Annotated in this window: 19 protein-coding genes and 1 pseudogene; 12 read left to right on the forward strand and 8 right to left on the reverse strand. The window is 70.7% G+C overall.

Annotated features, from left to right (window positions below):
- Positions 1-38 precede the first annotated feature (38 nt).
- Positions 39-1,409 (reverse strand): trigger factor, encoded by a 1,371-nt coding sequence (gene tig, locus MJQ72_RS31235; protein ID WP_240594605.1) that lies wholly within the window; start codon positions 1,407-1,409, stop codon positions 39-41.
- 615 nt (positions 1,410-2,024) lie between these two features.
- Here tig and MJQ72_RS31240 point away from each other — a divergent pair.
- The 7 genes and pseudogenes from MJQ72_RS31240 to MJQ72_RS31270 all read left to right on the forward strand — a co-directional run bounded on the left by MJQ72_RS31240 (position 2,025) and on the right by MJQ72_RS31270 (position 12,659).
- Positions 2,025-4,037: a fatty acid desaturase gene (locus MJQ72_RS31240; protein ID WP_240601461.1), complete on the forward strand. Its 2,013-nt coding sequence runs from the start codon at positions 2,025-2,027 to the stop codon at positions 4,035-4,037.
- A gap of 334 nt (positions 4,038-4,371) precedes the next feature.
- A pseudogene (locus MJQ72_RS31245) lies at positions 4,372-5,885 on the forward strand (sensor histidine kinase); the annotation flags it as partial.
- A 21-nt stretch (positions 5,886-5,906) separates the two neighbouring features.
- Complete coding sequence (locus MJQ72_RS31250) at positions 5,907-7,754, forward strand: glycosyltransferase family 39 protein (protein WP_240601462.1); 1,848 nt, start codon at positions 5,907-5,909, stop codon at positions 7,752-7,754.
- A gap of 74 nt (positions 7,755-7,828) precedes the next feature.
- On the forward strand, positions 7,829-9,082 hold the full coding sequence (locus MJQ72_RS31255; protein ID WP_240594606.1) for a bifunctional glycosyltransferase family 2/GtrA family protein: 1,254 nt from the start codon (positions 7,829-7,831) through the stop codon (positions 9,080-9,082).
- A gap of 3 nt (positions 9,083-9,085) precedes the next feature.
- Positions 9,086-10,936 carry a glycosyltransferase family 39 protein gene (locus MJQ72_RS31260; RefSeq protein WP_240594607.1) on the forward strand — a complete coding sequence of 617 codons (1,851 nt, stop codon included), beginning with the start codon at positions 9,086-9,088 and terminating at the stop codon, positions 10,934-10,936.
- Between the two features lie 42 nt (positions 10,937-10,978).
- Positions 10,979-11,800: a hypothetical protein gene (locus MJQ72_RS31265; RefSeq protein ID WP_240594608.1), complete on the forward strand. Its 822-nt coding sequence runs from the start codon at positions 10,979-10,981 to the stop codon at positions 11,798-11,800.
- 160 nt (positions 11,801-11,960) lie between these two features.
- Positions 11,961-12,659, forward strand: a complete 699-nt coding sequence (locus MJQ72_RS31270) for a PP2C family serine/threonine-protein phosphatase (RefSeq protein ID WP_240594609.1) — start codon at positions 11,961-11,963, stop codon at positions 12,657-12,659.
- Positions 12,660-12,668: 9 nt separating this feature from the next.
- On the opposite strand, the gene MJQ72_RS31275 is transcribed toward MJQ72_RS31270, so the two are convergent.
- The 4 genes from MJQ72_RS31275 to MJQ72_RS31290 are packed head-to-tail and all read right to left on the reverse strand — an operon-like array spanning position 12,669 to position 15,566.
- Positions 12,669-13,133, reverse strand: a complete 465-nt coding sequence (locus MJQ72_RS31275) for a DUF2127 domain-containing protein (protein ID WP_240594610.1) — start codon at positions 13,131-13,133, stop codon at positions 12,669-12,671.
- A gap of 43 nt (positions 13,134-13,176) precedes the next feature.
- Positions 13,177-13,581: a hypothetical protein gene (locus MJQ72_RS31280; protein ID WP_240594611.1), complete on the reverse strand. Its 405-nt coding sequence runs from the start codon at positions 13,579-13,581 to the stop codon at positions 13,177-13,179.
- Positions 13,582-13,620: 39 nt separating this feature from the next.
- On the reverse strand, positions 13,621-15,078 hold the full coding sequence (locus MJQ72_RS31285; RefSeq protein WP_240594612.1) for an amidohydrolase: 1,458 nt from the start codon (positions 15,076-15,078) through the stop codon (positions 13,621-13,623).
- A 35-nt stretch (positions 15,079-15,113) separates the two neighbouring features.
- Complete coding sequence (locus MJQ72_RS31290) at positions 15,114-15,566, reverse strand: MarR family winged helix-turn-helix transcriptional regulator (RefSeq protein WP_240594613.1); 453 nt, start codon at positions 15,564-15,566, stop codon at positions 15,114-15,116.
- A 143-nt stretch (positions 15,567-15,709) separates the two neighbouring features.
- On the opposite strand from MJQ72_RS31290, the gene MJQ72_RS31295 reads away from it, so the two are divergent.
- From MJQ72_RS31295 to MJQ72_RS31305, 3 genes are all read left to right on the forward strand, one after another.
- Positions 15,710-16,891 carry an MFS transporter gene (locus MJQ72_RS31295; protein WP_240594614.1) on the forward strand — a complete coding sequence of 394 codons (1,182 nt, stop codon included), beginning with the start codon at positions 15,710-15,712 and terminating at the stop codon, positions 16,889-16,891.
- A 28-nt stretch (positions 16,892-16,919) separates the two neighbouring features.
- Positions 16,920-17,753: an aldo/keto reductase gene (locus tag MJQ72_RS31300; RefSeq protein ID WP_315860770.1), complete on the forward strand. Its 834-nt coding sequence runs from the start codon at positions 16,920-16,922 to the stop codon at positions 17,751-17,753.
- A gap of 213 nt (positions 17,754-17,966) precedes the next feature.
- Positions 17,967-19,808 (forward strand): M48 family metallopeptidase, encoded by a 1,842-nt coding sequence (locus tag MJQ72_RS31305; RefSeq protein ID WP_240594616.1) that lies wholly within the window; start codon positions 17,967-17,969, stop codon positions 19,806-19,808.
- Positions 19,809-19,812: 4 nt separating this feature from the next.
- On the opposite strand, the gene MJQ72_RS31310 is transcribed toward MJQ72_RS31305, so the two are convergent.
- Positions 19,813-20,643, reverse strand: coding sequence for an SAM-dependent methyltransferase (locus tag MJQ72_RS31310; protein ID WP_240594617.1), 831 nt, complete (start codon positions 20,641-20,643; stop codon positions 19,813-19,815).
- A 139-nt stretch (positions 20,644-20,782) separates the two neighbouring features.
- Positions 20,783-21,880: a hypothetical protein gene (locus tag MJQ72_RS31315; RefSeq protein ID WP_240594618.1), complete on the reverse strand. Its 1,098-nt coding sequence runs from the start codon at positions 21,878-21,880 to the stop codon at positions 20,783-20,785.
- A gap of 144 nt (positions 21,881-22,024) precedes the next feature.
- On the opposite strand from MJQ72_RS31315, the gene MJQ72_RS31320 reads away from it, so the two are divergent.
- Together MJQ72_RS31320 and MJQ72_RS31325 are read left to right on the forward strand one after the other, a co-directional pair.
- On the forward strand, positions 22,025-23,344 hold the full coding sequence (locus tag MJQ72_RS31320) for a serine/threonine-protein kinase (protein ID WP_240594619.1): 1,320 nt from the start codon (positions 22,025-22,027) through the stop codon (positions 23,342-23,344).
- 48 nt (positions 23,345-23,392) lie between these two features.
- Positions 23,393-23,779: a hypothetical protein gene (locus MJQ72_RS31325; protein ID WP_240594620.1), complete on the forward strand. Its 387-nt coding sequence runs from the start codon at positions 23,393-23,395 to the stop codon at positions 23,777-23,779.
- Here the strand turns inward: MJQ72_RS31325 and MJQ72_RS31330 are convergent.
- The gene (locus tag MJQ72_RS31330) at positions 23,772-23,942 is read right to left on the reverse strand and encodes a hypothetical protein (RefSeq protein ID WP_240594621.1); all 171 of its coding nucleotides are present in this window, start codon (positions 23,940-23,942) and stop codon (positions 23,772-23,774) included. The two genes, MJQ72_RS31325 and MJQ72_RS31330, sit on opposite strands and share 8 nt — an antisense overlap.
- Between the last annotated feature and the right edge of the window lie 16 nt (positions 23,943-23,958).

Consider the following 23,958-nt stretch of genomic DNA (forward strand, 5'->3'; position numbering starts at 1 on the left):
ACAGCTTTACGGTCCGATTCGACCGGACCGGATATTCCCTACTCGGCCGCAGTCTTCGCGGGTTCCTCGGTGACCTGCGTCTCCTCGGCTGCGGGGCCGAAGAGCTCTTCGAGGTCGACCGTGGCGCCGGAGGCGTCGGTCACGGTGGTCTTGCGGACCACCGAGGCCAGCGCCTTGCCGCGGCGGACGTCGGCGTAGATCGCGGTCAGCTGACCGGACTGCTGCGCCCGCTGGACGTACTCGTCCGGGCTGACGCCGAAGCGCTGCGCCTGGTAGATGATCCGCTCGGTGAGCTCGCCGTCGTTGACCGACGTCTGCTCGGCGTCGGCGATGCTGTCCAGCAGCAGCTGCGTGCGGACCGCCTTCTCCGACTCCTCGCGGACCTCGGTGTCGAACTCTTCGATCGTGCGGCCTTCGGCCTCCAGCGCCTTCGCGAACTGCGCCTCGTCGTGGTCGAAGGGGTGGATCGCGTCGTGCTTGCGGTTCTCGATCTCGGCCTCGAGGACCTTCTCCGGGATGGCGACCTCGGTGCGCTCAAGCAGCTCCTCGAGGACCTTGTCACGGGCCTGGACGCCCTGCTGCATCTTCTTGACGCGGCCGAGACGCTCGCGAAGGTCGCCCTTCAGCTCGTCGATCGTGTCGAACTCGCTCGCCATCTGGGCGAACTCGTCGTCCGCCTCGGGCAGCTCGCGCTGCTTGATGGTCTGCACGGTGACGGTGACGTCGGCGTCCTTGCCGGTGTGCTCGCCGGCGACCAGCTTCGTGGTGAAGGTCTTGGTCTCGCCGGCGTTCGCGCCGATGATCGCCTCGTCGATGCCGTCGACGAGCTGGCCGGAGCCGATCTCGTAGGACAGGCCGGTGGTCGAGGCCTCCTCGACCTCCTGGCCGTCGACGGTGGCCGCGAGGTCGATCGAGACGAAGTCGCCGTTCTCGGCCGGGCGGTCGACACCGGTCAGCGTGCCGAAGCGGGCGCGCAGCTCGTCGAGCTGCTCGTCGACCTCGGCGTCGGTCAGTTCGACGTCGTCGACGCTGACCGCGAAGCCCTCGAGGTCGGGCAGCGAGATCTCCGGACGGACGTCGACCTCGGCGGTGAACTCGAGGACCTCACGGTCCTCCAGCTTGGTCACCTCGAACTCGGGCTGGCCCAGCGTGCGGACCTCGCCCGCGCGCACGGCTTCCATGTACTTGGCCGGAATGACCTCGTTGACGACCTCGTCGAGCACCGGGGCGCGCCCGATCCGGCTTTCCAGCACGCGAGCCGGCGCCTTGCCCGGGCGGAAGCCGGGGATGCGCACCTGCTGGGCGATCTTGCGGTAGGCGCGGTCGAAGTTCGGCTTGAGCTCGTCGAACGGCACCTCGACATTGATCTTGACTCGCGTCGGGCTGAGCTGCTCGACGGTGCTCTTCAACGTATTCTCCTCGAGCGGTAAACGGTGTGTTGGGGCATCCGCATGTCGTCGACGGCGGATGTGCCCTGGTCACCTTGCAGACCGGGCCGTCCGAGTCTAGGCCGTGTCCTGTGGGTCTGTTCGACGGGGTTCGTGATCCAGGTGGTTCCTGGCGGTGCGGGCGGATCGGCCTCGTACCGGGTCGTACTCGGCCGCATCCGCCCGTGCCGTCAGGGACCACCTGGGCGCGAAGACCGCGGACAGACCCGCAGGGCGCGGCCTGGGCCGTGTCGCTCACCGGTCCGGTCCCGGGGCCATCAGCCCGCCCTCCGACGCCGCTCACAGGTTTCGACCCACGTCGGACCATCAGGCCCCTGACCACCCGATCGGACCAGTTTTCGGTTCTTCTCTGTTACGAACCGGCCCTTTCCTGGACACGGATGCGTGCCACGCTTCACCATCGGACGCCGTGACGAGGCGTTCAGCGATCGGATGAAGTTTACAAACCAGTACTAATTGTCTACGGTATGCGAGCTTGTCCCGGTAGCCATCGACCGAGGGGAACGATCGATGACCGTCGCCGTAACCCGGTCCGAGGACACGGGGGAATCACCCGAGAGAAGACCGAGACGCGGCGTGCCCAGCCCGCGGATCCCGCTGCCGCTGGTCTCGGTGCCGACGGTGCTGCTGTTCACCGGGGGCGGCATGGTCTGGACGGGCGCCACCTGGCTGGTCGTCAACGAGGCCGCGCCGCTCTGGGTGACCATTCCCCTGCACGCGCTCGTCACCTTCACCATGTTCACCGTGCTGCACGAGTCGACGCATCACGCGGCCGGGCGGCTCACCTGGGTCAACGAACTGCTCGGCAGGCTCGCGATGCCGTTCGTGGCGGCCTACGGCTCCTTCCCGCTGGTGCGCTACATCCATCTGGAGCACCACCGCAACACCAACGAGGACGCCCACACCGACCCCGACGCCTGGACCGCGCACGGCCCCTGCTGGCAGTTGCCGCTGCGCTGGCTGACCATCGACTTCTGGTACGCCCGCTTCTACGTGGCGCGGCAGCGGACGCGGCCGCCGTCGGAGCGGGCCGAGAGCGCGGCCGTCGTCGCGCTGAGCCTCGCCGCGTTCGCCTGGCTGACCGTGAGCGGCCACGGCTGGGAACTGCTGATGATCTACCTGATCCCGCAGCGCGTCGGGCTGGCCGTGCTGGCCTGGTGGTTCGACTGGCTCCCGCATCACGACCTCGGCGCGCAGCGGCAGAACCGGTTCGGCGCGACGCGCGTCCGCGTCGGGCTCGAATGGCTGATGACGCCGATCATGCTGTGCCAGAACTACCACCTGGTGCACCATCTCCACCCCGCGATCCCGTTCTACCGCTACCTGCGCACCTGGCGGGACAACCGCGACGCCTACCTCGCCAGGGACGTCCCGATCGCGACGCCGTGGGGCCGCGAGCTGACGTCGTCGGAGTACCGCGAATGGCGACGGCTCACCGGCTCGTTCGACGAGGAACCGCCCGCACCCCAGCCCTTGCGGCCGAGCCGCTTCCACCCGCTGCGCGTCGCCGAGGTCCGGCCGCTGTGCGAGGGCGCCGTCACCGTGACCTTCGAGGTGCCGGAGCAGCTGCGCGAGACCTTCCTTTTCACCCCCGGTCAGCACCTCGTCATCCGCGCGGAGGTCGACGGGGAAGAGGTGCGGCGCGCCTACTCGATCTGCTCGGCACCGGACTCCGGCGTGCTGCGGATCGCGATCAAACACCAGCTCGGCGGCGCGTTCTCGACGTTCGCCACCACGGAACTCGCGGCGGGTGACGTCCTGGACGTCCTGCCGCCGGACGGCGAGTTCACGCTGACCCCGGAGCGGGGCCGCGCCGGCCGTTACGTCGCGCTCGCCGCGGGCAGCGGGATCACGCCGATCCTGTCGATCCTGACCGCGACCCTGCGGAACGAGCCGAACAGCAAGGCGACCCTGCTCTACATCAACACCTCCGGCGCCAGCACGATGTTCGCCGACGAGCTCGGCGCGCTCGCCGCGCGGCTGGGCGGACGGCTGCACGTCGTGCACTACCGCACCGACGAACGCGACCCGGACCTGCGCACACAACGGCTCGAAAAGCCGTTCGACATCGTCGGCGAGGCGCTGGCCATCTCGCACGAGCGGTATCAGCGCGGGCGTCTCGACGGCACCCGCCTCCGCGCGCTGCTGCAGGCACGGCTGCACCCGGCGAAGGTGGACGACTGGTTCCTGTGCGGCCCGCGCGACCTCGTCGACATGGCCCGCCGGACGCTCGCCGAACGGGACGTCCCGGAAGAGAACGTCCACTTCGAACTGTTCCAGGGCGCGCTTCCGGTCCGCCCCTCGCGGCACCCCGGCTCGACGCTGACGGTCACCGCGGGCGGGAAGACCGTCGAAATCCCCGCGACGGTGGGCGAAACCGTCCTCAGCGCCGCGCTCCGGCACGGCGTCGACGCGCCGTACGCGTGCGTCGGCGGGGCATGCGGCACGTGCCGGGCGACCGTGGTGCACGGCGACGCCCGGATGGACGTGCACTACGCGCTCGGCGACGAAGAGGTCGCGGCCGGGCGGATCCTGACCTGCCGGGCGGTGGCGACCTCTCCCGAACTGGGCGTGGACTACGACCGCTGACCCGGCCGCCCCGGCGGCCGGTTTCGCGTGTCCGGAGGGACGACACGTGTGATCAGAGGGACGACACACGTGTCCAGGCGGACGACTCTCGGCGGACGCGGCCGCATACGCGTGTCGTCCGTCCAGTCACGCGTGTCGTCCGTCTGATCACGCCTGCCGTCCGCCCAGTCACGACGTGGCCGCCCCACGGTTTCGCTGGCAGGGTGAGGCGAGGCAGAGTTGCCGCGGCTGTGCCCGGTTTGTGCCGCCGTCAGCCCCCTCCGTGACCGCGGCACACAGCGGGCTCACAGGTGGGACACAACGCGCGCATACGACGGCGGCGCACGCTCGGGTCATGGCATCCGGCCCGGCCCCGACCACCGGCCCGCGCCGGTGGACCCGGCCCGGGCGGCTTTCCCTGCGCGCCAAGCTGACCGGTTCGATGGTGCTGCTGCTCACGTTCGTCTGCCTGGTGATCGGCGTCGCCAGCGAGATCGCGCTGCGGTCGTTCCTCACCCGCCAGATCGACGACCAGCTCTCGGCGGCGTCGGCCCGCGCCCACGACTTCGCGAACCGGCCGCCGGAGGACGGGCTCGGTCCCAATCCGCTCAACGCGCCGGGCCAGGCGTCCGGGACGCTCAGCGTGCGCGTCTCCGGCGACCGCGTGCTCTACGCGGGAGTCCTTACCGTGCAAGGACTTCCCCAAGGGTTGTCGGCCGAGCAGGAGGCCGGGCTGTTCTCGATCCCGGCGGACCGGCCGCCGATGACGCTGACGATCGGCGGCCTGGGCGACTACCGCGTGCAGGCCGCCTCGATCCCCGGCGGCGTGGTCGTCACCGGGCTTCCGCTCGGCCCGATGCAGGACACGCTGGCCACCGTCGGGTGGATCCTGTTCGGGGTCGCGGCGGCGGGCGTCACCGGCGCCGGGTTCCTCGGCGCGTTCGCCGTCCGCCGTACGCTGCGGCCGCTCGACCGGGTCGCCGCGACCGCGGGCCGGGTGTCGGCGATGCGGCTCGACCGCGGCCAGGTCGCGCTTTCCGTGCGGGTGCCCGCGATCGACACCGATCCGCGGACCGAGGTCGGCCAGGTCGGTTCGGCGCTGAACCTCATGCTCGGGCATATCGCGCGGGCGCTGGAAGCCCGGCAGGCCAGCGAGACCCGCGTCCGCCGGTTCGTCGCCGACGCGAGCCACGAACTCCGCACTCCGCTCGCGGCGATCCGGGGTATGCCGAACTCGCCGGCCGAAGCAGCGCTCTGGCGCCACCGGAGGTCGCGCGTTCGATGTCGCGGATCCAGTCGGAGGCGGCCAGGATGACGACGCTGGTCGAGGACCTTCTCCTGCTGGCGAGACTCGACGCAGGGCGGCCGCTCGAAGCGGGCGAAGTCGACCTCGCCCGGCTGGCCGCGGACGCCGTCGGCGACGCGCATGTCGCGGGCCCGGACCATCGCTGGGAGCTCCGGCTCCCGACGGTGCCCGTCCTCGTCCGCGGCGATGTCCAGCGCCTGCACCAGGTGCTGGCGAACCTGCTGTCCAACGCGCGCACGCACACCCCGCCGGGTACCACGGTGGTCACCGCGCTGGCCCTCGCGCACGGCGGGGCCGCGGTGCTCACCGTCACCGACGACGGTCCCGGGATCGACCCGGAACTCCTGCCGAGCGTGTTCGAGCGCTTCGCCCGCGGCGACTCCTCCCGGTCCCGGACCGCGGGCAGCACCGGGCTCGGGATGGCGATCGCGTCGGCCATCGTCGTCGCCCATCACGGCACGATCGAGGTGCACAGCCGTCCGGGGCACACCGAGTTCGCCGTCCATCTGCCGGTGATCGGATCCTCACAGCGGGTGCACAGCTTCGGCACAACCACCCCCAGGTCGGCCCCCGACGCTGAGGCCATGACCCTCCTCGCCTCCCGCGACGAAGCCGATCGAACCGCTCCCCCCGCCCGAGGCACGCCGGCCGATCCGCGCTGGGTCCGGCCGTCGCTGGCCGCGCTCCTGCTCGCGACCGCCGTCCTGTATCTGTGGAACCTCGGGGAATCCGGCTGGGCCAACGCTTTCTACTCCGCGGCCGCGCAGGCGGGATCGCTGAGCTGGAAGGCGTTGTTCTTCGGGTCCAGCGACGCCGCGAACGCGATCACGGTCGACAAGACACCGGCCGCGTTGTGGGTGATGAGCCTTTCCGCGCGCCTGTTCGGCGTCGACGCCTGGAGTGTCCTGGTGCCGCAGGCGCTGATGGGCGTCGGCTCGGTGGCGCTGCTGTACGCCGCGGTCCGCCGGACGTCCGGTCCGGCCGCGGGGCTGCTGGCGGGCACGGTCCTCGCGCTCACCCCGGCCGCCGCGCTGATGTTCCGCTTCAACAACCCCGACGCGTTGCTCGTCCTGCTCTTGACCGCGGGCGCGTACTGCGTCGTCCGCGCGCTGGAGAAGGCGAGCCCGCGCTGGCTGGCGCTGGCCGGGGTCGCGGTCGGGTTCGGCTTCCTCGCCAAGATGCTGCAAGCGTTCCTGGTACTACCCGCGTTCGGGCTCGCGCACTTGATCGCGGCGCCGACGTCGCTGGGCAAACGTCTGCTGCACCTGTTCGGCGCCTTGGCCGCGACCCTCGTCTCCGCGGGCTGGTATCTCGCCGTCGTCGCGATGTGGCCCGCCGCCGACCGGCCCTACATCGGTGGCTCGCAGGAGAACAGCCTGTGGGAGCTGGCTTTCGGCTACAACGGCTTCGGTCGCATCACCGGCGACGAGGTCGGCAGCGTCGGCGGAAACCCCAACGGCGGCTGGGGCGGCACGGGCTGGGACCGGTTGTTCGGCGACGAGATGGCGGGCGGGATCGCCTGGCTCCTGCCTGCCGCCGTCGTCGCGCTGGCCGCCGGCCTGTGGTTCACGCGCCGTGCCCCGCGCACCGATCGCGGGCGTGCGGCGCTGATCGTCTGGGGCGGCTGGTTCCTGGTGACCGCCGTGGTGTTCAGCTACATGGGCGGCATCATCCACGCGTACTACATGATCGCGCTCGCCCCGGCGGTCGCCGCGCTCGCCGGGATCGCGGGCACGCAGTTGTGGCGCGCACGGGGGAATCCGGCCGCCGCGGGCACCTTGAGCGCCGGGATCGGGCTGACCGCGCTGACGGCGTATCTCCTGTTGTCACGGCAATCCGGCTGGCTTCCCGGGCTGGCGATCGCGATCCTCGTGGCCGGTCTCCTGTGCGCCTTCCTGGTGTTCTTCGCCGCGCGTTTACCTGACGCGGCAAGGCGTCTGGTCGCCGTCGGCGCACTGGCGACGGTTCTGTCAGGCACCGGGGCGTACACGGTCGCGACCGCCGCCACCCCGCATTCCGGCGCTCTTCCCTCCGCCGGGCCGGATACGGGCCGGGGCATGCGGATGGGTGGCGGCGGCCTGCTCGGGACGAGCCTGCCCGGCGACGACCTGGCCGCCCTGATCCGACGGGACAGCGCGAACTACACCTGGGCGGCGGCGACCGTGGGTTCCAACAACGCCGCGGGATATCAGCTGGGCAGCGGCGCGCCGGTGATGGCCGTCGGCGGGTTCAACGGCACGGATCCGGCGCCCACGCTCGAACAGTTCCAGGAATACGTCCGAAGTGGACGGATCCACTACTTCCTCGGCGAAGGCATGATGATGCGCGGGGAGACCGGCAGCGACGCCGCCGAGCGGATCGCCGCCTGGGTCGCGGAAACCTACGAACCGACCACTGTGGACGGAGTCACCGTCTACGACCTGAGCCGGTGAATCCCGTGACAGGACACAGCGACAGCACAGCTCGGGCACAAGGCGACCTCAGCGCGATGGCCGAGATTGACACCATGACAGCCGCGATCCTCTCCGGCGCCGAAACCGGCCGCCGCCCCGCCATCGTCCCGGACGGCTCTCCCGTTCTCGACGTCGTCATCCCGGTCTACAACGAGGAGAACGACCTCGAACCGTGCATCCGGAGGCTGCACGCCCATCTCGCCGAGCAGTTCCCGTACCCGTTCCGGATCACCGTCGCCGACAACGCCAGCACCGACGGCACGCTGCGCGTCGCGGAACGGCTGAGCCGCGAGTTCGACGCCGTCGAAGTCCGGCACCTCGAAGAAAAAGGCCGCGGCCGCGCGTTGCGTGCCGTTTGGTCCACTTCGGACGCTCCAGTGCTCGCCTACATGGACGTCGACCTTTCGACCGATCTGGCCGCGCTCGGGCCGCTCATCGCGCCGCTGCTGTCCGGTCACTCGGATCTCGCCATCGGCAGCAGGCTCGCCCGTGGCGCGCGGGTGGTGCGCGGGCCGAAGCGGGAGTTCATCTCCCGCTGCTACAACCTGATCCTGCGCGGCACGCTGGCGGCGAGGTTCAGCGACGCGCAATGCGGTTTCAAGGCGATCCGCGCCGACGTCGCCGAACGGCTGCTCCCCCATATCCAGGACACCGGCTGGTTCTTCGATACCGAACTGCTCGTGCTGGCACAGAAGACCGGGCTGCGGATCCACGAGGTGCCGGTCGACTGGGTGGACGACCCCGACTCGTCGGTGAACATCATCGCCACCGCGACCGCCGACCTCAAAGGCATCGCCCGGCTGGCCAAGGCCACGATGACCGGCCGCATCCCGATCAGCGGCCTGCGCGAGCAACTCGGCCGCGCGCCGATCCAGGTCCAGGCACCGGGGGTGGCGCCGAGCCTGGTGCGGCAGCTGGTGCGGTTCGCCGCCGTCGGCGTCGCCAGCACGGTCGCGTACCTCGTGCTTTTCCTGCTGCTGCGGACGTTCACCGGCGCGCAGGCGGCGAATCTCGTCGCGCTGCTGGTGACGGCGATCGGCAACACCGCGCTCAACCGGCGCCTGACCTTCGGGATCCGCGGCCGGGAAGGCGCCGGGCTGCACCAGTTCCAGGGGCTCATCGTGTTCGGTCTAGGACTCGCGCTCACCAGTGGCGCCCTGGCGCTGCTGCACACGATGACCGCGCCGGGGCTGGCGCTGGAGATCACCGCGCTCGTGCTCGCGAACCTCGCGGCCACCGTCCTGCGCTTCCTGCTGCTGCGCGGCTGGGTTTTCCGCCGCCGCCCCGCCACCGAGATGGAGAACTGATCCATGACCACCGCACTCGCTTCCCGGGTGGAACCCGGCCACAGCAAGGAAAATGCCACGAAACCACCAGAACGGTGGGTCCGGCCCGCCGTTCTCGGGCTGCTCGCCGCCACCGCGCTGCTGTACTTCTGGAACCTGACCGCCTCCGGGTACGGCAACTCGTTCTACGCGGCGGCCGTGCAGTCGGGCACCCAGGACTGGAAGGCGTGGCTGTTCGGCTCCCTCGACGCCGGAAACGTGCTGACCGTCGACAAACCCCCGGCCGCGCTCTGGGTCACGACGGCGTTCGCCCGGCTCTTCGGCTTCTCCAGCTTCACCGTGCTGGCCCCACAGGCGCTGATGGGGGTGGCTTCGGTCGGTTTGCTGTATCTGACGGTGAAACGGACCTCCGGACCGGTCGCCGGCCTCTTCGCCGGGGCGGCGCTCGCCGTCACCCCGGTCGCCGCGCTCATGTTCAAGTTCAACAATCCGGACGCGCTGCTGACACTGCTGCTGATCGCGGGCGGCTACTGCACGATCCGCGCGATCGAAAACGCGAGCCCGCGCTGGCTTGCGCTGGCCGGGGTCGCCATCGGGTTTGGCTTCCTCACCAAGATGATGCAGGCGTTCCTGGTGCTGCCCGCGTTCGGGCTCGCCTACTTGATCGCGGCTCCGGCCTCGCTGGGCAAACGTCTGCTGCACTTGCTCGGCGCGGTGGCCGCGGTGGTCGTGTCGGCGGGCTGGTTCATCGCGCTGGTCGATCTGTGGCCGACCGATTCGCGGCCGTACATCGGCGGCTCGGACGGCGACAGCCTGCTCGAACTGGCCTTGGGCTACAACGGTCTCGGCCGGATCTTCGGCATGGGCGGCGGCATGGTGGTCGGCGGCCCAGGCGGCACAGTCAGCTCCGGCGGCGGGAACGTCGGCTTCGGCGGCGAGAGCGGCCTGACCCGGATGTTCGGCGCCAGCTTCGGCGGCGAAGTGTCATGGCTGCTGCCCGCCGCGCTGATCGGGCTGGTCGCGGGGCTGTGGTTCACCCGGCGGGCGGCCGGGACCGACCGGACGAGGGCCGCGCTGATCGTGTGGGGCGGCTGGATGCTCGTCACCTCGCTGGTGTTCAGCTTCATGAGCGGGATCGTGCACCCGTACTACGCCGTCGCGCTGGCGCCGTCGATCGCCGCGGTGGTGGCGATCTCCGGGACCTCGCTGTGGCGCGGCCGGGCGCATCTCGCGCCTCGGGTGTTCCTGTCGCTGATGATCGCGGCCAGCGCCGTCTGGGCGTACATCCTCCTCGACCGGAACGCGGACTGGCTGCCCGCGGTGCGCTGGATCATCGTCGGCCTCGGCCTGGTGACCGCCACCGTCGTGCTGGTGGGTGTCCCGCCGATGCGCAGGCTCGTCGCCGTCGTCGCGACGGTCTCCGTGCTGACGATCGGCCTCGGGACCACCGCGTACGGCATCGAGACCGCTTCGCAGGCGCACTCCGGCTCGATCCCGATCTCCGGCCCGTCCACCGGTGCCGAGCGCGGAATGGGCATGGGCATGGAAGAGGGGTCCTCGGCGGAGATCGGGGCCGCGCTCGCGGCGACCACGACGAAATGGGCGGCCGCGACGTCGAGTTCACAGTCGGCGGCGAACCTGGAACTGGCGAGCGGGAAGTCGGTGATCGGCATCGGAGGCTGGAGCGGCAGGGATCCCGCTCCGACGCTGGCGGAATTCCAGCAGTACGTCGCGAACGGCGACATCACCTACTACGTCGAAGGCGGCCGCGGCGGCGGGCCGGGTGGCGGTTCGAACGAGATCTCCGAATGGGTTGCCGAGAATTTCAGCGCCACCACCGTCGGCGAGCAGACGGTGTACAACCTGCTCTCGTAAATCCTTCGACAAACGTCGGGGCGCGCGGGAATCCTGGACGGCGTGAATCGGCCGTACCGCTGGGATCTCGTGCGCCCCGACCAGCTCGGGACGCTACTGGAGCGCGCCGAAGAACCGTCGTTGTGGTTTCTGGACGAACTGATCGAATGCGCCGCGAAGGTGATCGCGCGGGCGGGGGACGCGGACCTCTACTTCGTCGGCCGCTCCGCGGACAGCGTGCACGACCTGCTGAGCGGAACCCCTTGGCGGGAACGGATCCACCAGTTACCGCTGTCGTTCGCTGGGGCATACGCCGGGCTTGCCGAGTCCGATGTGGACACTCTTCGCGGCTATCTCGCCGCGGCGGGGCTGAGCCCGCACGATCTGGCGCGCGGACGGCCGAAGGTGTTCGTCGACCTCGTCTACACAGGACAGACGTTCACCGAACTCTACGGATTCCTGCGGCGCTGGATCGAGGACGAACGCGAGGCCTGGAGCATCATCCGCGGACGGCTTCGGTTCCTCGGGATCACCATCCGCGAGGACACGTCCCCGTCGGCGTTCCGCTGGCAGCAGGAGTTCGCGTGGCCCGCCGAGCTGCCCGCGAACGGTGTCCGGAACATCTCGCTCGACGAGCCGGTGTGGCTCTACTTCGGGAACACCCAGCCCAAGCTGACGGCGTCGTTCCCGCGGCCACGCTGGTCGGACGAGAACGGCCGCGCGCCGGAGCATTCGGACAAGCGGCTGCGAGGGCTCGCCGAGGCGGTCGCGATCGTCGAGGCGGGGCGCTCGAAGGCGGGGCGGGACCTGCTCGTGCGGCATCTGCGGAAGGAACCGGCGATGGCGGAGAGCTGGCTGCGGACGCTGATCACCCGACTGCGCTGACCACCCTGCTCACCGGCCTCGTGAGTGGCAAGGACGGTTAGAACCGTCCTTGCCACTCACGAGACGGGACCGACAGCCGCCTTTCACCTACCCCTCAGCCGCTCCACAGGTTCACGGCGCACTCTGGAAACAGGCATCACCCAGGGGTGAGGAGTAGACGATGAGGGAGCTTCCGCACTGGCACACGGCGAGCGCGCAGGGGCCTCGCGAACACAACGCGGACGCCGTCGCGGCGTACGCGGCGGCGGGCGGCCGCGGGATCGTGTTCGCCCTGGCCGATGGAGTCGGAGATCACCCGAACGCCGCACAAGCGGCGCGGACGGCGGCCTCGGCGGCGGCGCGGACACCGGTCGAGCAGGGGGCCGTCGGAGCCGTTCTCGCTGCTCAGCGGGCCGTGCTCGGCCTCGGCGGAGCCGGTGACTGTGTCCTCGTCGTGGCCGTCCAGACCGGCGAGGGGTATGGCATCGCGTGGGTCGGGGACGCGCGGGCGTACGCTTGGGACGGTTACACCGTGCGGCAGGTGACGAAGGACCATACGCTCGCGCAGTACTTCCGCGACCACGACCAACCCGTGACACCGCGGATGGAACACGTCGTCACCACCAGCGTCCGTACGGCCGGTGCGCACGAGATCGGCACCGCCACCGTCACGACCGGCGGGCTTCTGCTCACCAGCGACGGTGTGCACAAGACGCTCGGCGGTCCGGCCATGCTCGACATCCTCGGGATGCCGGACGGGGCGGCCACGGAGCTGGTGCGGACGGCGATCTCGCTCGGTGGCACCGACAACGCCACCGCGATCGTGGTGGATCCGCCCGGCGCGGAGGTCACCACGGAAAAGTTTCGCGTCGCGGCCTGAACCGGGCGGTCAGGCCGCGACGCGATCCCTCTTCAGCTGACGGTATTCACGCAGCACCAGCACGACGATCACGACGTCGAGGGCGGCGAAGAACGGCAGCGCGAGCGAATGCGTGTGGATCGCGCGGAAGACCTCGTAGACCACGAACGCCGAGAGCACCACGGCGGCGACGGGGTAGGCCCGCATCACCTTCTTCGCGAGCGCCCAGACCAGGCCGAGCTTGATGAGGCCGTGCGCGACGAGGTACACGACGGCGAACGTCCGGCCCTCGGCGAAGTGGCCGGCGGCGAGTTCGAGGTGCCGGGCCAGCGTCCCCTCGGGGTCGCCGAGCAGGTCACGGGTGACCACGGCGTGCGCGAATCCGGAGATGACCGTCGCCGGGACGATCATCAGGACGAGGCCGCCCACCAGCTGCAAAGCGCCGTCGAGCCCCTTCAGGGTGATGGCGATCCGGAACAGCTTCTCGGTGCTCATGTCACCTCACCCTGCCGCACCGGGCCGCCGTGCGCAGCCGCCGTCACCGGAACAGGCGGTCCCGGCAGGTCCGGCACCGTCCGTGCCGCGCGGTCCGGCCGGAGGGGTCCCTGCCATAGAACGGAAAGCACGGCGCCCCGCACACGGCGAGGTAGATCCGTCCGCACCGCAGCGGCCGCTCACCGACGTTGTGGGCGACGACCAGCGCCCGGTGGTGCTCGCCCGCTTCCGGCAGCCAGCCGTCGTCCGGCAGCTTCGCGAGCACGCCCGCGTCGACGTCGTCCGAACGGGCGAGCAGCGCCGTGCCGAGGTCGGTCAGCCGTTCGCCGAGATCACGGAGGACGTCGGCGCGCGGCGCGTCGTCTTCGACCATCCGGGTGACGACGGTGATGTCGGTGCCCAGGGAGCCGTGGAGGTCCCGGAGCCGATCGAGAAGGCGGTGATCCATGCCCTTCCATTAAGGCGTTGCGCCCCGGCAAGGAAAGGCTCACGACGCGTAGGTGACCCGGCCGTTCATGACGGTGGCGGTGACGGGGATGTCGCGCAGCCCGGCCGGGGACAGCCGGGCCGGATCCACCGCGGTGACGACGAGATCCGCGACGTCGCCCACGGCCACTCCGGTCCGGCCGCCGGACGAAGCCGCGAGCGCGGCCTCCAGCGGCATGGCCTGCTCGGGGTGCCACGCCGGGCGGTCGTCGTCGGTGCGGCTGACCGCCGACGCGATCGCGTCCCACGGGTCCAGCGGCGCGACCGGCGCGTCCGAGCCGAACTCCAGGCGTACCCCGGAGCGGTGCAGAGCGCCGTACGGGAACGCCCGGTCGGTCCAGCCGTGCCAGTGCCGGTCTGCGACGTCGCGGTCGTCCGGCTGATGGGCGGGCTGCACGCTCGCCACGACACCCAGTTCGGCGAAGCGGGTGACGTCCTCGGCACGCAGCAGTTGCGCGTGCTCGATGCGCCCCGCGCAGCCGACGTTCGCGAAGGCGTCGAGCGCGATCTTGTTGGCGTGATCGCCGATCGCGTGCACCGCGGGCGAAAGACCGTGTCCGGAAGCCTTGCGCATCAACGGTTCCAGCTCGTCGGGCGGCAGTTCGAGCAGCCCGTGGGAGTCGGTTCCGGCGTAGTGGCCCACGCAGTACGCGGTGCGCGTGTTCAGCGAACCGTCGACGAACAGCTTGAACGGGCCCACCGTGAGCAGGCCGCCGCTGCCCTCCAGCACGTCGCCGGAGCGGTGGCCGCGTTCGATGGCCGTGTCGAGCAGGTACTTCGCGATCACGCAGGAAACCCGGACCGGCAGGGGTTTCCGCGCCAGCCGTCGCCGCCAGTCGGTGACGGTGTCGGCGTATTCGTAGTCGACGATCTTGGTGACACCGCGGGCGGCCGCCGCGTCGAGGGCGTCGGCGACCCAGCCGTCGATGACGTCGTCGGGGGCGACCGGGAGTTCGGCCGTCGCGCTCATGCAGTCGTTCTCCAGCAACACCCCGGTGGGGTGCTCGCGGCCGAGGAGTTTCAGCGCGGCGGGGCTGAGCCACAGCGTGTGGAGGTCGGCGCTGAACAGCGCGACCGGATGCCCGGGCAGCGCCTTCTGCAGCAGATCCTTGTGCGGGGCGTCGGGCCAGAGGCCGTCGCGGAACCCGGCACCGAGGACGAGTTCGCCGGGCGGCGCGGGATGCGCCAGCAGGTGGGCGAGCACGAGCTCGACCGTGTGGGCGGCGGAGGTCGCCTCCCCCAGCGGGATCCGGCGGCGCGCGGCCGACCACTGCGCGGTGTGCACATGCGCGTCGACCAGTCCGGGCAACAGGGTGCCGCCGTGCCCGTCCAGGATCTCCGACGCCTCACCCGCCTGCCCCGGGCCCGCGATGGCCGCGATCCGGCCGTCCTCGATCCGCACGTCCGACAGGGAACCCGCCAGCCCGATCCGGACCCGGCGCAACAGAAGATCGTCCACGCCCTCACCTTGCCAGCCCGCCCACGTTTAGTCCTCTAATTGCCGGCGAAGGTGAGCTTTCCCAGCGCGGCCACCAAAGGCGCGAGTTCGGGGAGCTCCTCGGCGGCGGCGAGGGCCTCGGTGAGGACGGTGTCGTGCGTCGGCCGTGCGGCCGCGAGCAGCTCCTGCCCCGACGGCGTGACCTCCGTGTAGATCCCCCGCCGGTCGTCCGGGCACAGGTACCGCTGCAGCAGCCCCCGGTCCTCCAGCCGTGACACCAGCCGCGTGGTCGCCGACTGGCTGAGCACGACGGCGTTCGACAGCTGGTTCATCCGCAGGTGGAAACCGTCCTGACGGGCGAGCACGTCCAGCACGGTGTACTCGCTCACGGACAACGAGTGCTTCTGCGCCAGCGCGCGCTCGAGCGCGTCCTCGATCCGCGCGTGCAGCGCGGCGAGGGTCCGCCAGCCCTGCGCGCGTGCCTCCACGGCGTCGTCGGCCAGTGACACGGTTCACCTCTTCCCCGGTTGCCCGAGCTTCGTTGCGTCATGCATCATCAAGCGTGTGCAATATACGGCGCGTGCAACTATTTCGGACGCCCGTAGTTGCCAACGCCAGCCAACACCACTCTACGGGAAGAAGTGAGCCTCCAATGCCTGCCGCTCTGCTCGCACTGGCGATCAGTGCCTTCGGTATCGGCACCACCGAGTTCGTGATCATGGGCCTGCTGCCCGAGGTCGCGGGCGACTTCGGCGTCTCGATCCCCTCCGCCGGGCTGCTGATCTCCGGATACGCGCTCGGCGTCGTGGTCGGCGCCCCGCTGCTGACCGCGCTCGCGTCGCGGGTGCCGCGCAAGACGGTCCTGGTCGGCCTGATGGTCCTGTTCATCGCCGGCAACGTCGTGTCCGCGCTGGCCCCGACCTACGGCCTGCTGATGACCGGACGCGTGGTCGCCGCGCTGTCCCACGGCGCGTTCTTCGGCGTCGGCGCGGTCGTCGCCGCCTCGCTGGTCGCGCCGACCAAGCAGGCGGGCGCCATCGCGATGATGTTCACCGGCCTGACCGTCGCCAACGTCCTCGGTGTGCCCGCCGGGACCGCGCTCGGCCAGGCGCTGGGCTGGCGATCGACGTTCTGGGCGGTCAGCGCGCTCGGCGTGATCGGCCTGATCGGGATCCTCGCGCTGGTCCCCGTGCAGGCGACGACGAACAGCGCCGGGCTGCGCAGCGAACTGGCCGTGTTCCGGCGTCCGCAGGTGTGGCTCGCGCTGGCGATGACCGCGCTCGGCTTCGCCGGGGTGTTCGCGTCCTTCACCTACATCGCCCCGATGATGACCGAGGTCGCCGGTTTCTCCCCCGGCGCGGTGACCTGGCTGCTGGTGCTGTTCGGCGGCGGCCTGTTCGTCGGCAACCTGCTCGGCGGCAAGGCGGCCGACCGGTCGCTGATGCCCAGCCTGTACGTCATCCTCGCCGTGCTCGCGGCCGTACTGGTCGTGTTCGTCTTCACCGCGCACGCCCAGCTCCCCGCCGCGATCACCATCGCGGTCTTCGGCGCGGCCGGTTTCGCGACCGTCGCGCCGCTGCAGGCCCGCGTCATGAACAAGGCCGAAGGCGCGCCCGCGCTGGCTTCGGCGGCCAACATCGCCGCGTTCAACCTCGGCAACGCCGGGGGCGCGTGGCTCGGCGGCAAGGCCATCGACGCGGGTCTCGGCTACACCGCGCCCAACTGGATCGGCGCCGCGCTCGCGCTCGCCGGACTGCTGGTCGCGGTCGTCTCGGGCATGCTCGACCACGGGCGGCGAAAGGCTCGTCGCGCCGAACTGGCCCCCGCCGCCTGAACCGGAAACACCCATGAAAGGAACGCAAGTGACCGACATTCCCACCGTCAAGCTCAACAACGGGGTGGAGATGCCGCAGCTCGGGTTCGGCGTCTTCCAGGTGCCGGACGAGGAGACCACCGCCGCGGTCAAGGCCGCGCTGGACGCGGGCTACCGCAGCATCGACACCGCCGCCATCTACGGCAACGAGGCGGGCGTCGGCAAGGCGCTCGCCGAGTCCGGGATCGCCCGCGACGAGCTGTTCATCACCACCAAGCTGTGGAACGCCGAACAGGGCTACGACGCCACCCTGAAGGCGTTCGACGCGAGCCTGGCCAAGCTGGGCCTGGAGCGGCTCGACCTGTATCTCATCCACTGGCCGACGCCTGAACGCGATCTCTACCGCGACACGTGGAAGGCCTTCGAGAAGCTCTACGCCGACGGCCGGGTGCGCGCGATCGGCGTCTCCAACTTCCAGCCGGCGCATCTCGACCGGCTGGCCGACGCCGGTTCCGTGACCCCGGCGGTCAACCAGGTGGAGGTGCACCCGTACCTGCAGCAGGCCGAGGTGCGCGAATACGACGCGAAGCACGGCATCGCGACCGAGGCCTGGAGCCCGCTGGCCAAGGGCGGCGACCTGCTGGACGAGGACGCGGTCAAGGCGCTGGCTTCGAAGCACGGCCGCACGCCGGCGCAGATCGTGCTGCGGTGGCATCTGCAACTGGGCAACGTCGTGATCCCGAAGTCCGTGACCCCGTCGCGGATCAAGGAGAACCTGGACGTCTTCGGGTTCACGCTGTCGGAGGAGGACATCGCCTCGCTGTCCGTGCTGGACCGGGGCGAGCGGACCGGGCCGGATCCCGACACCTTCAACGTCGCCTGACCACTAAGCCTCGTGAGTGGCAAGGACGGTTAGAACCGTCCTTGCCACTCACGAGGCTCTGGGCTTTCCCAGGTAGCGGGCGTAGCGCTTTGTTTTCGCCCGAGCCCGCTGCGTAGCCGGTTACTATTCGGCCGCACAGCAGGCACTTGTGCGAAAAGAGGTAACCGGACGATGCAGGCCCGAGGACGCGCCGTCCTCGCGACACTTCTGCTCGTGGCGTTCCCAGTGGTGGTCGTCGCGGTGGGTGTCGCCAGTGTGCTGGCGGGCCTGCGGATCCAGGGCAAGATCGGCACCTACGTCATGCTCGGCGGGCTCGCGATCATGGTCGCGCTCGCCTTCGGGCTGATGAGCGCGTTGCGGGCGCGGCGTCCCCCGATCGAGGGTCCGCGGCTCGACCGCGAAGCGCATCCCGCGTTGTGGGAGATGATCGACGACCTGGCCGCCCAGGTGAAGACGCGGCCGCCGGACGAGATCGTGCTGATCGGCGAGATCAACGCCGCGGTCAGCGAGGACGCCCGGTTCCTCGGGCTGCGGCCGGGCCGCCGCACGATGCTGATCGGGCTGCCGTTGCTGGCGGCGATGAGCGTGAGTGAGCTGCGGTCGGTCCTCGCGCACGAACTGGGCCACTACAGCGGTGGCCACACGCGCCTGCTCGCGCTGACCTACCGCGGCACCCAGACGCTCGCCTTCACGGTCGACAGGCTGGACGGCGGCCCCGCCAGGGCCTTGCTCTCCGCCTACTCGAAGCTGTACCTGCTCGTCGCGCGGTCGGCGAACCGGCGGCAGGAGCTCCAGGCCGACGAGGCGTCCGTGCTGGCCGCGGGCAGCCGCACGGCGGCCGCGGCCCTGCGGAAGGCCGCGACGCTGAGCCCGCTGTGGAAGGACTACGCCGAGCGCTACCTCTCGCTCGGCGCGGCGGCGCGGCGCACTCCCCCGGTTCTGCTGGGGTTCCGCTCGTACCTCAATCACCCCGTCCAGCGGGACTGGGTGGCCGAGTACGCCGAAGACATCATCGACGGCGAAGAGCTGTCGAAGTACGACAGCCACCCGCCCACGAAGCGACGGATCGCCGCGCTGGCCGGAGTCCCGGACAACCCGGTGAAACCGGACGCGCGACCGGGCTGGTCGCTGCTGGGCGCGCCGAAGATCGACGTGCCGGAGGCGGAGCTGGACGTGCTGATCCGCGACGTCGGGCCGCGCGCGGACTGGGACGAGGTCGTCAAACGCGCGGGCCGCGCGTCGGTGGCGGAAGGCGCGAGGCTGCTGACCGCGGCCGGGATCGAGAGCAGGCTGGCGCCGCGCGGCACGATCGGCGAGGTCGTGCGGGTCCTGCGTGACGGCGACGCCGACGCGCTCGCGAAACCCCTGCGGGCCCCGTCCCGCGAAGAGGGCCTGGAACTGCTGACCGAGTTGTTCGCCGACACCGTCACCGCCGCGATGATCGACAACGGCGTCGCCGCGCACCGCCTGAACTGGGGCGGCGGCTGGGAACTGTGCCTTGGTGACGGCGAACCGTTCGACGTCACCGAGCTGGTCGGCGCGGCGGTGCGCAGCCCGCGCGCGGTGGACGAGCTGGTCCACAACCTGCAACTGCTGAGCGTGCCCGCCGCGTACTTCTGCAAGCAGGAACCCCAGCCGGAGCCGGATCCCGCCGAAGCCCGCATGCTCGGGCTGTTCACCGCGCTCAAGGCCAACCGGAAGCTCTACGACCTGATCGTCTGCGACACCGAGGTGGTGCTGCTGCCGATGGCGCGTTCGGTGCTGATCCGCCGCGGCCTCGCCGGTCTGATCGGGGGACGCGGCGTGTCGGACCGCAAGCGGATCCGGAAGCTGCGTGAACGCGGCCTCGACGATCTGCGTGCCGAACCCGGCGCCCGGCGGATCCCGTTCTCGGACATCGTCGCGGGCGGTTTCCCGCGCCGGAAACTCACCACGTACCTGACGCTGGAACTGTCCGACGGCGAGACGCTGGAACTGGCGATCACCGGCAACACCGAGGATTTCGGCACCGCTCACGACGAACTGACGGCGTTCTTCGACTCGCTGAAGGCCTGAGTCCTCAAGGCTTGAGCCCCACGCCGCCGAGGCTCAGGTGGTTCAGCTCCGTCAGCGGCGCGAGACGCGGGCCCTCCGGCCACCATTCGTGCAGGTGGACCACGCCGGGCTCCAGGATGTCCAGCCCGTCGAACAGCGACTCGATCTCGTCGCGGCCGCGGTGCACCGTGCGGTGCCCGGTGCCTGCCATCAGATCGTCGAGCTTCCGGGCGAGCGCGCCGCGTGCGCCTTCGCCGGGGGTGAAGTCGTGTGTGATCAGCACGTAGGACCCCGGCGCGATCGCGTCGACGTAGGCGCGCACGACGGCCCGCGCCTTGCCGAGGTCATCGATGTGGTGCAGCACCGAGTTCAGGATCACCGCGACCGGGCGGTCGAGTTCGATGTGCTCGGCGACCACCGGATCGGCGAGGGTCTGCCCGGGATCGGTCAGATCCGCGCCGCTCACGTGGACGAGGTGGTCCTCCAGGAGCGCCAGGCCGTGCGCCTGGACCACCGGGTCGTGGTCGACGTAGACGACCAGCGCGTCCGGGTTGTACCGCTGCGCCGCCTGGTGGGTGTTCTCCGAGGTGGGCAGCCCGGAGCCCAGGTCGAGGAACTGGTCGATACCGCGGGCACCGGCGAGGAACCGGACCACCCGGTTCGCCCAGGCGCGGAACTCCTTGGCCATCGCGGCGGCGTCGGGGGCGAGGGCGAGCAGGTCTTCGACGGCCCGCCTGTCGACCTCGTAGTGGTCGTGCCCGCCGAGAAGGACGTCCTTCATCCGGGCGAGGTTGGGCTTGCTGTAGTCGAGGGGGAGCGGGCGCCTCGGCACAGACCGGACCTCGTCCGAAGTCATGGACACGTTCCACCCTTCAGCCGCGCACAGGCCACGCGAACGTGCCCACGGCTCCCTCGACATCGACGGACCGTACACAGATTACGACATGGCGTGCACCCTCGTGAACCTCCCCAAGGGCCTTGGCTACCTGCGACGATCACCCGAAGCCGAGTTCACGCCAGGTGCGTCCGCCGTCGGTGGTGCGATACACGGCGGACCCGCCCTCGGCGTCGGGCAGGCCGTCCACGACCACGCCGACCCGTTCGTCCGGGAAGTCCAGATCGTTGAGGCAGACCCCGCGGCCGCTGAGCACCGTCGTCGTCCAGGTCGTCCCGCCGTCGGCGGTGCTGTGCAGGAATCCGGTGCCGCCGCCTTCCGCCGCGACGGTCGCCGCCGCGGGCGAAGCCGCGCTGAAGCTCTGGTCGATCCCAAGGGTCGGCGCCTGCGCCGTCCCGGTGAAGTGCCCGCCGAGCTTCGGCGCCCGCCACAGCCGCCGGACGGTCGCCCCCGGCTGCGGTGTCCCCGGTCCCCCGCTGCACAGCGCCAGCACCTGTCCCCGCCGGACTCCGCTCAGCGAAGCCGAACTGTCCGCCGGGCAGGGCGGCGGCGCGGTCGCGAAGGTCAGGCCGTCCGTGGACGTCCAGTACTTCTGGACGCGGTAGTCCGCGCCCATGGACACCTGGACCCCGCCGCTCGTGGCGATGTCGCCGTAGGTCGTGGATCCGGTGACGGTGAATCCCGGGACCGGCAGGAGAAGCCGTGTGCCGGCGATCCCGGCGTACAGCGTCGTCGTCGACGGGCTGCCGAAACCGGTGACCATCGCGAACACCCGAGGGCCTGCTTCGGTGATCTTCGAAATGTAGAAGGGTTCCCGGACACCGGCGAGCCTGACCTCGGACCAGCTGCCGCCGCCGTCGCGGCTGGCGAGCAGCCGTGTGCCGTCGGAGAGGAAGACGTCGCGCTCGTCGATCACCGTGAGCTTGACCTGATTGTGGTTGTCCGGCAACGAGATCGGCGGTTCGCCCGCGCGCCGCCACCGCTTCCCGCCATCGGCCGTCGACAGCAGGGACGCGCACCATCCCGGTTTCCCGCACGGCGAGAAGCCGAGGACGAATCCCCGCAGCGGCCCGGTCCAGCTCGTCGACGCGGGAGCGAAACCCTTGGGCACCAGCGGGTCAGCGGCGGCAGGTGTGGTGAAGACGGCCAGGGCGGTCAGTGCGGCGGCGGCGAGCGCGGCCCACCGGTTCGGCTTCATGACCACGAGACGTCCCGTCCGCGCCGGGGTTGCCCGCCGTTCGGGGTGAACCCGCCGACCGTCTCCGGTAGGCTCCCCAACCTTGTTTCGCCCGGGGCCGGACCGGGTATACGGCGTTCGGCCGGTGAGACGGAGGTAACACCGATGGACGACGCGGGTTCGCGTGCTGGCGGTGACGAAGAGGAAGAACCCGATGCCGGGACCACCCAACGCCGGTTCAGCCTGAACGTCCACGACCCGGACCATCTCCCGCGCCGCCTCGCCGGCCGGTACGAGGTCGGGGAACTGCTCGGCCGCGGCGCGACCGCACGCGTCTTCCGCGCCCGTGACCTGCTCGAACAGCGCGAAGTGGCGCTGAAACTGTTCCACGCCGACACGATGATCCGGGACGAGCGCCGCCGTCAGCAGGAGATCCAGACCCTCAGCGCGGTCCGTCACCCCGGGCTCGTCCCGCTGTACGACGCGGGCTCCGACGACGGCTACACCTACCTCACGATGCGCCTGGTCGACGGGCCGAACCTCGCCCAGCGGCTGCGTTCCGGCCCGCTCCCCCAGGACGAGGTCGTCGAGCTGACCGCCAGGCTGGCCGACGCGCTCGCGCACGTCCACGCGCACGGCATCACCCACCGTGACCTGAAACCGGCGAACATCCTGCTCGACGGCGACGGTCCGCTGATCGGCGACTTCGGGGTGGCGCACGCCTTCGACGCGACCAGGGTGACCGAGACCGGCGGTGTCGTCGGCACGGCGGCGTACATGGCGCCCGAACAGGTCCGCGGCGAGAACGTCGGCCCGCCCGCCGATGTCTATTCGCTCGGCCTGGTCCTGCTCGAATGCCTGTCCGGGGAACGGGAGTACACCGGGACGCCGGTCGAGGCCGCGGTCGGACGGCTGCACCGGCCGCCGCGGATCCCCGCCGGGCTGTCGGCGACCATGACGACGCTGTTGCGCGGGATGACGGCGCGGAAACCGTCGCAGCGCCCGACGGCCGCGGCGATCTCGCGGATCCTGCTGGAGGATTCCACCGGCACGAAGGTCGCCCACCTCGCGCCCGCCACCCGCAAACGGGCGGCCGTGGTGGCCGCCATCAGCGCGCCCGCCGCCGCGATCACCGTCGGGGTACTGCTCGCGGTGAACCAGACCCCGGCCGGCCAGCCGGGCGGTCCGGGCGGCCCGTTGCCCCCGGCGGCGACCGGCTCCTCCGCTCCGATGCGCGGCCAGGGGCCGCAGTCCTCGGAAGCGGTCGAGGTGGCCACCCGCGACCCGAAGGCGAGCAACGGCACCGTCGTGGTGACCGAAGCCGTGCCCACCTCCGCGGATCCGTCCGGCGCCACCGAAAGCGTCGACGCCACCTCGACACCGAGGGACACGACCGCCGCCAGCGACCGGCAGAGCACCTCGGGCAAGCCGAGCAAGACCAAACCCAGCCCCCCGACGAAGAGCAGGCCAGGCCCTCCCGGCTGAGCGACCGCCCGGCCGGGTGTCCACAGTGGACGATGATGGGAGACGGTGATGACCTACATCAACGACCCGCGTGAGCCACCGGAAGAGATCGTCGAACAGACGCCCGCCAGGATCCGCGTCGTGCGGATCGTCAACGCCCTCGTCCACGCGGTCTGCTGGATCTTCGCGCTGGTGCTGATCGTGCACATCCTGCTGGTGTTCGGCGAAGCCAATCCGGGGAACGGGTTCGCGCAGCTGATCGACCAATGGTCGCGAGCCGTCTCGCTCGGCCTGCGGAACCTGTTCACCCCGGAAGGGATCAAACCCCGGACGCTGTTCAACGACGGTCTCGCCGCGTTGCTGTGGCTGATCATCGGCGGAGTGGTGACCGATCTGGTCTCGCGGATCGGCCTGCCCGGCCCGAAGCGGGTCTGGTACCGGCGACCGCTCAGTTGAGCGAACCCGGTCTCGCTTCCGGGGCGTCACCGGCCTGGGCCTGCTCGGCCTGGGCGTCGGTGACCTCCGGCGCGGCCTCGGTCTCCGAGGGCTGCTCCGGCTCGTGTTCCGTCTCGAAGTGCTCACGGCACCAACGGCCGTAGCGTCTGGCATGCACGGTCATCGCGGCACCTCCTCCT

Origin of the sequence: Amycolatopsis sp. EV170708-02-1 (genome assembly GCF_022479115.1) — a bacterium.
Lineage (GTDB): Bacteria > Actinomycetota > Actinomycetes > Mycobacteriales > Pseudonocardiaceae > Amycolatopsis.